General features: G+C 63.4%; 9 protein-coding genes. 5 read left to right on the forward strand and 4 right to left on the reverse strand.

What is annotated here, in order from left to right; genetic code table 11:
- Positions 1-424: dihydroxyacetone kinase subunit DhaK (locus EN879_RS14405; RefSeq protein ID WP_206520950.1), on the forward strand; the 424-nt coding region annotated here is incomplete at its 5' end.
- A gap of 64 nt (positions 425-488) precedes the next feature.
- Complete coding sequence (locus EN879_RS14410; RefSeq protein WP_063169893.1) at positions 489-1,505, forward strand: nucleotidyltransferase family protein; 1,017 nt, start codon at positions 489-491, stop codon at positions 1,503-1,505.
- 7 nt (positions 1,506-1,512) lie between these two features.
- On the opposite strand, the gene EN879_RS14415 is transcribed toward EN879_RS14410, so the two are convergent.
- The 4 genes from EN879_RS14415 to EN879_RS14430 all read right to left on the reverse strand — a co-directional run bounded on the left by EN879_RS14415 (position 1,513) and on the right by EN879_RS14430 (position 4,396).
- Positions 1,513-2,490 carry a hypothetical protein gene (locus EN879_RS14415; protein ID WP_063169892.1) on the reverse strand — a complete coding sequence of 326 codons (978 nt, stop codon included), beginning with the start codon at positions 2,488-2,490 and terminating at the stop codon, positions 1,513-1,515.
- Complete coding sequence (locus EN879_RS14420) at positions 2,487-2,921, reverse strand: lasso peptide biosynthesis B2 protein (RefSeq protein WP_063169891.1); 435 nt, start codon at positions 2,919-2,921, stop codon at positions 2,487-2,489. The genes EN879_RS14415 and EN879_RS14420 overlap by 4 nt, the downstream gene beginning before the upstream one ends.
- On the reverse strand, positions 2,921-3,208 hold the full coding sequence (locus EN879_RS14425) for a PqqD family protein (protein ID WP_032898709.1): 288 nt from the start codon (positions 3,206-3,208) through the stop codon (positions 2,921-2,923). The genes EN879_RS14420 and EN879_RS14425 overlap by 1 nt, the downstream gene beginning before the upstream one ends.
- A gap of 441 nt (positions 3,209-3,649) precedes the next feature.
- Entirely contained in the window at positions 3,650-4,396 is a 747-nt protein-coding gene (locus tag EN879_RS14430; protein ID WP_244514258.1) for a DUF2259 domain-containing protein, read from the reverse strand.
- A gap of 209 nt (positions 4,397-4,605) precedes the next feature.
- On the opposite strand from EN879_RS14430, the gene EN879_RS14435 reads away from it, so the two are divergent.
- From EN879_RS14435 to EN879_RS14445, 3 genes are all read left to right on the forward strand, one after another.
- Complete coding sequence (locus tag EN879_RS14435) at positions 4,606-6,513, forward strand: propionyl-CoA synthetase (protein ID WP_063169890.1); 1,908 nt, start codon at positions 4,606-4,608, stop codon at positions 6,511-6,513.
- Positions 6,514-6,625: 112 nt separating this feature from the next.
- A complete protein-coding gene (locus EN879_RS14440) occupies positions 6,626-7,708 on the forward strand; it encodes an acyltransferase (RefSeq protein WP_063169889.1) in 1,083 nt (360 codons plus the stop codon).
- A 246-nt stretch (positions 7,709-7,954) separates the two neighbouring features.
- On the forward strand, positions 7,955-8,713 hold the full coding sequence (locus tag EN879_RS14445; protein ID WP_013528097.1) for a metallophosphoesterase family protein: 759 nt from the start codon (positions 7,955-7,957) through the stop codon (positions 8,711-8,713).
- Positions 8,714-8,828: the final 115 nt, after the last annotated feature.

An 8,828-nucleotide genomic window follows, 5' to 3' on the forward strand; every position in this document is an offset into this window, starting at 1 on the left:
CAGTTGCACCGTGCCGGCGGCGGGCAAGCCGACTTTCGATATCGGCGACGGCGAGATGGAGTTCGGCGTCGGCATCCATGGCGAGCCCGGCCGCCGGCGCGATGCGCTGAAAAGCGCCGATGCGATCGCGCAGGAGATTTGCGCCGCGATCCTCGGCGATCTCGGCGACAAAGCGAAAGGCCCGGCGCTGCTGTTCGTCAACGGCTTCGGCGGCACGCCGCTGATGGAACTCTATCTGATGTACAACAGCGCACGGCTAATCTTCGAGAAGCATGGCGTGACGGTGACCCGTTCGCTGGTCGGCTCCTACGTCACCTCGCTCGATATGGCCGGCTGCTCGATCACGCTGACCATGCTCGACGACGAGACGACCGCATTCTGGGACGCGCCGGTACACACTGCGGCGCTGCGCTGGGGCATGTAAAAGCTGGCTTACATTAGGCTTTTCTGCAACCATTCCTGACTTGCTCGCAATGCTAGCTGGGTTGATGCTGCCACCGCTTACTTCCGCCCAAGAAAGACTCTTGCTGCGCTTCGCTGACCCCGAGGCGGCGGCAGGCGGCGAAGATTTGTCGGCAAAGACGCTGACGGCGCTGCTCGACAATGCCGAGTTTCACGGCGTGCTGCCGATCATGTTGCGCAAGCTCAGCGGGGACGCGCGGCTGCCAGCGGATGCCGACCTGCACGGCAAGCTGGAGGATCTGCGCCAGAAGGCAACGATCGCCACCGGCCAGTCGATGCTGTTGAAGTATCATGGCGACCGCATCATGAAGGGACTGGCGGCGGACAATATTCCGGCGCGGATCGTCAAGGGACCCGTCTTCGCGCGAAAGCTCTACCGCAACGTCGCCGACAGGCCCTTCACCGACATCGACATCCTGGTCGAACCCGCCAATCTGGCCAGGGCAAACCAGGTGATCGCGGCATGCGGCTTCGAGCTTGGCAGCAACGAGGCCGAATCCTACGAATTGCAGGAATTCAAATGGTTGGAAAAAGAGAATTCCAGCCTGCTGGTCGAACTGCATGGCGACCTCGTGCATGACACCGGCATGCGGCGGCGCCTGTCGCTGGGTTTCCCTGAATTGCGCGCCATCGACGGCGAAGCCACGGACACGCCGGCGGCTCTTCTAACGATCGCCATCGTGCACGCCGCCGGCGGCCACAAATTCCACCGCCTGCAGCTTTGCGTGGACGTGCTGCAAGGCGTGCGGGCGCTGCAATCACCCGAAGCGGAAGCACGCCTGTTCGACGCTGCCCGTATGACCGGCATCGAACTGGAGTTGGCAATCGTGCTCAATGTGACCGGCCAGCTGTTCGACGAGAGCCGCGCGCTCGAACTCGCCGGCCGCATCAAGCCCGACCTCTCCATACGGCTGGCCAGGCGGCTGATCACAACGAATACGCTGCTTGGCGTCAATTCCAGGGACAGACTGGGCTCGCGCCTGCGCCGCGACGCCTTCCGGTGGATTCAGAGATTGGCCAAGGCCAGGCCGCAAGTAGCCTGACTTGACGTCAATCCAGGGTGCCGCGGATCAGCGCCGCAGCGTCAGCCGGGCGCGCGCCTACTTCGAGCTGGAAGGTCGGCACCGCATTGACCAGCCCGGCGATGGTCGCCAGCCTGCGCTTCTGCATCGGCAGCAGCCCGGTCATGCCGGTGCGGACATTGTCGACTGCCAGCGCCACCATCGCGTCGGTCCTGGCCATGGCGACGAGCCGGGTCTGCCCGTCGGCGGAACGCGCCAGGTGCAGAAGCGCCGCCACCGGCCGGGCGGATGCGTTTTCCACCCGGATGATACCGCCCAACCGTTCTAACGAGACCGGCTGTTCGCCGTTGCGATCCCACGTCTGGCCAAGGCATGGCGCCACCTGCGGGATCATTTCGGCAGTCTTCCGGTGGATTTTGACGGCGCGCGGCAAGCCCCAGGCTACAACCTTGCCCGAAGCGACATTCAGGATCATGGCGTCGTCGGAGCAGAGGCCAAAGCCCTGTGTTGCCAGCGCCAGCGACGTCGTGGTCTTGCCGGTGCCGCTCGGGGCGTGGATCAGCACCACCGCATCGCGGTCAGGCAAGGTCAGCCCGGCCGTATGCAGCATATGCTGGCCACCGGCGTCGAGCGCGGCATCCAGGACCAACATCGACGGCGTCCAGGCGGCTTTCGTACCGGTGCTAATCCGGAGTTCGGCCCAACCTTCCCCACCATTGATCGCAACGGTTTGGCGCCCGGGAAAGACCAGATGGACAATGCCGCCATCCTCGATCATCCGGCAGGGACCATCCTCCGGCACCTCGCCATCGAAGACCAGGGATCCATTGGGTGTCTCGTCCAGCGTGTCTGTTTCGGTGATCTCAAGACGAAAGTCCGGCGCGACGGGTTCCCCTATGCGCAGGCTGCCCAGCATCCGGTCGAAATCCTGCCACAGCTCGGAGCGCTCGGCCGATATGCCAAGGATCAGGCCGTTGAGGCCATAGCAGGCTGAAGGTCTGGTCAAGCGGGACGCGCCTTTACGGCATCGGCATGATGACGATAGATCTCGACCATGCCGGGAAGCTTGTCGCTGACCACCGGCTTGCCGTCGAGGCAGACCCAGCAATGCGCCGATAGACGCTGCGCTTGCATCGACTGCGGTTCGACGCCGAAGCGCAGGTCCGGATCGAAGCCGGCTAGTCGCAGGAAACGATGACCGAGCAGACCTTCCCTCAAGCACCTGCGGTCACGCATCAGCCAGGGGTGGCGGACCGTGCGGTTGACGCTCTCGACGATGTAGGCGGACGGCAGACCGCGATAGGGCGTCGACGAGGCGAGCGGCGCCCATCTGAGCACCTCCTCGAAGCTCCGGTTGGTGACAAGGACCGGCATCAGCCGCGCGCTCGCCCAGAGATGGCAGCGAAAAAGAGCGCGCAGGAGCGGGCCGTCAGCCATCAAGCACCTGGCGCGGCGAGGATACCTTCCGAGATCAGATCCGTGGCCAGTGCCGCCATGTCCTGATCGAGCGTCCCCTTGTCGACCTCGAACTCCTCGCACAGCAGGTCGACGATCTGGTCGAGGTTGCGCGCGCCGTCCACCTTGTCGAGAAAGGCTTCGGTCGTGCCGTTGCATGTATAGAGCTGGCCGCTGCGCGCCAAAAGCACGACTGCGCCATCGCCCACATGCTGCACCGAGGCATCCTCGGCCAGCCGCAGAACGGTTCCAGAGACTATTTCCACCACGCCCCCTCCAAGCCATGCTCATCCCGGAAATCAGATAGCGCGGAGGTGGAGCGCTGTCTATCGGCCGATCACGGGAGCCCGGTGCACGGACCAACGGCCTTGCTGACAGATTCTCCGCGCCAGTCGCGTTAGAACCTGCTCGGTTGCGTCTTCCCGGCCGCATTCGGCCCAGAAATAGTTATCGATGAAACGTGACAAACAGCGGGCTGCCGGCAGCGGACGTTGCATTTCTTCCCCTAAGTAAGGTAAAACCTGCCTGGGTATTGGGGAGATAGCGTATGCGTTACAATTGGGAGCGAGCTCCGACGAGCTTCGAACGTCATAGAAAAGCGCTGGCGACAGCCATTTTGATCGCTGGCGGCATTGGCCTCATGCTTGTGGCCCTGCCGATCTAGAAACAACCTTCAGACAGATCGGCTGCCAGCGCTTGGGCGTGACCTCTCAGCGTGGCTCCCCGGTCACCGCGAGGAAGCGGCGATCGCGCCCCTCGAAACCCTGGCTGAAACGCTGCACCAGCACAACGATCACCGCCGGCTTGCCGGCCGGGGTAAGTTCGTAGGATTCCGACAGGCTGTAGGAGGTCGGGCAGTTTCTTGAGCCCGGCACGGTCTTGTCCTCGTGCAGGATCTTGAACGGCTTGCCGTCCTGGCCTTGCAGCGTCAGCCGGAAGCCGAGTGCCTTGCCAGATGTGTCGCGCTGCTCCGTCGTTGCGAAACTCGCCGAACAATCGCTCGTGCTGGCTGCCAGGATCTCGTCGAGCTGGATGGTCGAAACGCCCGTTTCGCCATGGAGCGGCGACAGCCATTTCTGCGACACCTGTTCGAGGCGGGAGATGTCGTTGTAGGCAACCATTTCACCCGGAAAGGTGAATTTGTCGGACGCTGTCTGCTCGGCTGGGGATGTGATTGCATAATGGGCGAGAATGGGCGCCGCCTGAGCGGCGGCCTGCGCCCTCGCCTGCTCCAGCGTCAGTGTCGCCTCCTCCGTCTCATCGACGACGAGGATCGGCTTACCGCCAACGAACCGATCCGTACGGGTATCGATGACGTCGATCTCAGACCAGCCGGAGTCCGAGGCGCCGGCGTCGAGCGTTCCATATTGCTCGAAGGCGAAATAAGCGCCATCCGGCGAAAAGCCGATGATGTGCCGTGCCGCGGCATCGCCGGCTTCAGCGGTTCCGGTGGACATAGCAAGTACGGCGCCCATGACCGATGATAGCGAAAAGCGCCCGATGATCCGCACAGCAGCAGACATCACCACCCCAGTCCCGTCTCGCAGTTCATAACTGCTTGCCCCCAAGCGCCAGGTCGATGCCGTCGTCACAATGGCGTGGATTTGCGGCCAAGGGTAGAGCGCGCTATCTGGAAGGAAGAAAAACATTTCCCGGGGAGGTATGGATGGCTTCACGCTATCACGAGGTCTATGAAGGCTGGAAACGCGATCCGGAACAATTCTGGGCGGATGCGGCCGGCGCCATCGACTGGTATTCGCCCTGGGACAAGGTGTTCGACGCCAATGCCGGTGTCTATGGCCGCTGGTTCACCGGCGCCACCTGCAACACCTGCTACAATGCCATCGACCGCCACGTCGCCGGCGGCCGCGCCGACCAGATCGCGCTGATCCATGACAGTGCGATTGCCGGAACCGTGAAAAAGTTCACTTATGCCGAGCTGAAGCGCGAGGTCGTCGCGCTGACTTCGGTGCTGAAGAACCGCGGCATCGGCAAGGGTGACCGCGTCATCATCTACATGCCGATGGTGGCCGAGGCGGCCATCGCCATGCTCGCCTGCGCCCGCATCGGCGCGGTGCATTCGGTGGTCTTCGGCGGCTTCGCCTCGCATGAGCTTGCCACCCGCATCGACGATGCCAGGCCGAAGCTGATCATTTCGGCATCCTGTGGCCTGGAGCCAGGCCGCGTCGTTGCCTACAAGCCGTTGCTCGACAAGGCGATCGAGATCTCCCGCCACAAGCCGGACGCCTGCCTGATCCTGCAGCGCGACCAGTTGCGCTGCGAGTTGAAGGAGCATTTCGACATCGACTACGCCGATGCCGTCGCCCGCGAACGGGCAGCGGGCGCCAATGTCGACTGCGTGCCGGTGCTTGCCACCGATCCGCTCTACATCATCTACACATCGGGCACGACCGGGCAGCCCAAGGGCATCGTGCGCGACAATGGCGGCCATATGGTCGCACTGAAATGGACGATGGAAAACGAGTTCGGCGTCAAGCCGGGCGAGGTGTTCTGGGCGGCATCCGATGTCGGCTGGGTGGTCGGCCATTCCTACATCGTCTACGGACCGCTGCTGCATGGCTGCACCAGCATCCTGTTCGAGGGCAAGCCTGTCGGCACGCCCGATGCCGGCACCTACTGGCGGGTGATAGCGGAGCATGGCGTGGTCGCGCTGTTCACCGCGCCGACCGCATTCCGCGCCATCAAGGGGCAGGACCCGAAGGGCGAGTTCATTGCCAAACACGACCTCTCGAAGTTCCGCACGCTGTTTCTTGCCGGCGAGCGCGCCGACCCGGAAACCATCAAATGGGCGGAGCAGAAGCTGAATGTGCCTGTGGTCGACCATTGGTGGCAGACAGAGACCGGCTCGCCGATGACGATCAATCCCGCCGGCCTTGGCCTGCTGCCGGTGAAATACGGCTCGCCCGGCGTGCCGATGCCCGGCTACGACATCCGCGTGCTCGACGATGCTGGCCATGAGGTGAAGCGCGGCACGCTGGGCAATGTGGTGATCAAACTGCCGCTGCCGGCCGGCTGCCTGCCAACGCTGTGGAATGCCGATCAACGGTTCCGCCAAGCCTATCTCGACGAGTTCCCCGGCTTCTACAAGACGGCGGATGCCGGCATGGTCGACGAGGACGGCTATCTCTACGTCATGGCCCGCACCGATGACATCATCAATGTCGCCGGCCACCGCCTGTCAACCGGCGCCATGGAAGAGGTGCTTTCGGCCCATCCCGATGTCGCCGAATGCGCGGTCATCGGCATTGCCGACGCCATGAAGGGCCAGGTTCCGCTGGGCTTCGTGGTGCTGAATGCGGGTGTGACCCGCGATATCGGCTCCATCGAGAACGAGGTGGTCGGCCTGGTGCGCGAACGCATCGGCCCGGTCGCCGCCTTCAAGACGGTGGTGACGATCAAGCGCCTGCCCAAGACGCGATCGGGCAAGATCCTGCGCGGCACCATGCAGAAGATCGCCGACAAGGAGGAATGGGCCATGCCGGCAACCATCGACGATCCGGTCATCCTCGACGAGATCACTGCGGCGCTGAAGGAACGTGGGATCGGCCTTTGAGCCACTGAAGGTGGGCCGCGGACGACCTTTTCGATCGGCAAGCAATACTTTTATTGTGCGACGCAGCAATGCACCCTAAAGTCGTTCGCGGGGGGCCATCGACAAAGGTCGCATGGCTCAGCAGAAGATTACATTTGGCGGCGTCGACATCCTGCGCTTTCTCGCCGCCGTCATGGTCATGGTCTACCACTATGGCTTCTGGGTGTGGGCGTATCCTGACGGTGTTTCGGCGCGCGCCACGGGCGGCGTTCCCCCGCAGCCGGCAATAGGCGCCTGGGTCGAATCCGGCTGGGTCGGCGTCCAGATCTTCTTCGTCATCAGCGGCTTCGTCATCGCCTTCAGCGCCGAAAGGTCGACACCCCTGCGGTTTTTCGAAGCCAGGGTGAAACGGCTGGCGCCGGCCGTGTGGATCTGTGCGCCGGTCACTGCGGCGGTGCTTTTGATCGTCGGCCTCAGCTGGCCGACCGATGCCGTCGTCAGGCTCGTCCGCACCGGCCTGTTCGCCCCTTACGCGCCATGGGTGGACAGCGTCTACTGGACGCTCGGCATCGAGATCGCCTTCTATGCCGTCGTCTGGACCTTGCTGCGGCTCGGCCGCTTCCATCTAATGGAAATTGTGGCGCTCGCCATCGGCCTGGTCAGCGCGCTGTTCTGGTGCCTCTACTGCCCGCTCGACTGGGCCGACCTTGCCGAAACACGCACGCTCGACCTGCTTCTGGTGCATCACGGCGTGTTCTTCGCCACCGGCGTCATGCTGTGGCTGATGCGCTTCAAGGCGGTGACAGCCGCCCGCCTAGCCTTCTGCGCCCTGTTCCTGGCCGGTGGTGTGCTGCAGATCGCCAGTTCGGTCGACGTTCATATCCTGAAGGTCGGGCGTGATATGCCCTTCGCCCCGCCGATCCTCATCTTCCTCATAGGCATCGCGCTGATGGCGTGGTCGCTGCGGCTCGACCTCTCCTGGAGCGGCTGGCGCCGGATCGGGCTGATGACCTATCCGCTCTACCTGCTGCACGATGTCGTCGGCGCGGCCCTGCTCGGCATCCTGGTCCGCGCCGGTCTGCCGCATCTGTTCTCGATGGCGGTCGTCGGCGCGACGATGATCGCGGCAAGCTGGCTAGTGGCGACCGAGGCCGAACCACGCATCCGGCTGCTGCTCGACCATACCGTTTTCCGTTATCGGCTTAAGGCAGCCTGACGACGGTCCGGCAGACCGGCCCGGCCGCCGACCTAAAGCATGTCGCGCCTGAGCGGATTCAGGCCCACCCCAGGCCTTTGTTCCACGGATCGCTCTCCCAAAACGGAGCTCACTTCCGAGCGACATGCATTGGCGGTGCCGACCCGGCGCAGCTGCATTTTCCACGATTGCGGAATTCTTCGTTTCGGGCATGATAACAGGCACTTATGCCTTCGGCATGAGAGCTTGCCTCGAGACGCCCGGCACGTGACCCTGTTCCAGCGAAAACCCCGCATCGCGGCGCGTCCGCGCCTCGATATCGATATGCAGGACGCTGTCGTCTATGCGATCGGCGACGTGCATGGCTGCTACAAGGAACTCCGCGCGCTGGAGCAGAAGATCCTGCTCGATTCGCTGCGCTTCCAGAGCCGCAAGATCATCGTCATGCTTGGCGACTACATCGACCGGGGGTTTCAGTCGGCGCGGGTGCTCGATCACCTCCTGGCGCCGCCGCCGAAAGGATTTCAGCGCATTTGTCTTGCGGGCAACCACGAAGTGGCAATGCTGAACTATCTCGACGGAAATCTGTCCCGCGAACCCTGGCTGGCGACGGGCGGCCTGCAAACCCTGTTTTCCTATGGCATCGATCCGGCGCGCCTCACCAGCCTCTACGGGAGCAGCGCGCAGATCGACCGGCGCATAAGGGAGATCATTCCGGACGATCACGTCAGCTTCCTGCGCGGGCTGCCGATCATGGTCCGTTCGCGGAAGTTCGTGTTTGTCCACGCCGGCATCAGGCCCGGCGTCGACCTTGCGGCGCAAACCGACCATGACCTGATCAACATCCGTTCGGACTTCTTCGAGGCAACGCACCTGCTCGACCGCTGGGTGGTGCACGGGCATACGCCGGTGGATGTCCCGAAGCTCGAAGGGCGCCGGCTCGGCATCGACACGGCCGCCTTCCAGAGCGGACGCCTGACCGCCGTCAGGATCGCCGACAAGCAAGGCAGGCTGATCTTCTCCTGACGCGCAACGATATTCAGGTGTGCTGGCCTGAAGATCGATACACTTCAGAGTGGACCCACTCGCGCAAAGGTCGACGTCAGACCGGCGCCTTGCCGCGCACTTCCGACTTTTCCAG

It is taken from the genome of Mesorhizobium sp. M7A.F.Ca.AU.002.02.1.1 (genome assembly GCF_003998535.1).
GTDB classification, from domain to species: Bacteria; Pseudomonadota; Alphaproteobacteria; order Rhizobiales; family Rhizobiaceae; genus Mesorhizobium; species Mesorhizobium ciceri.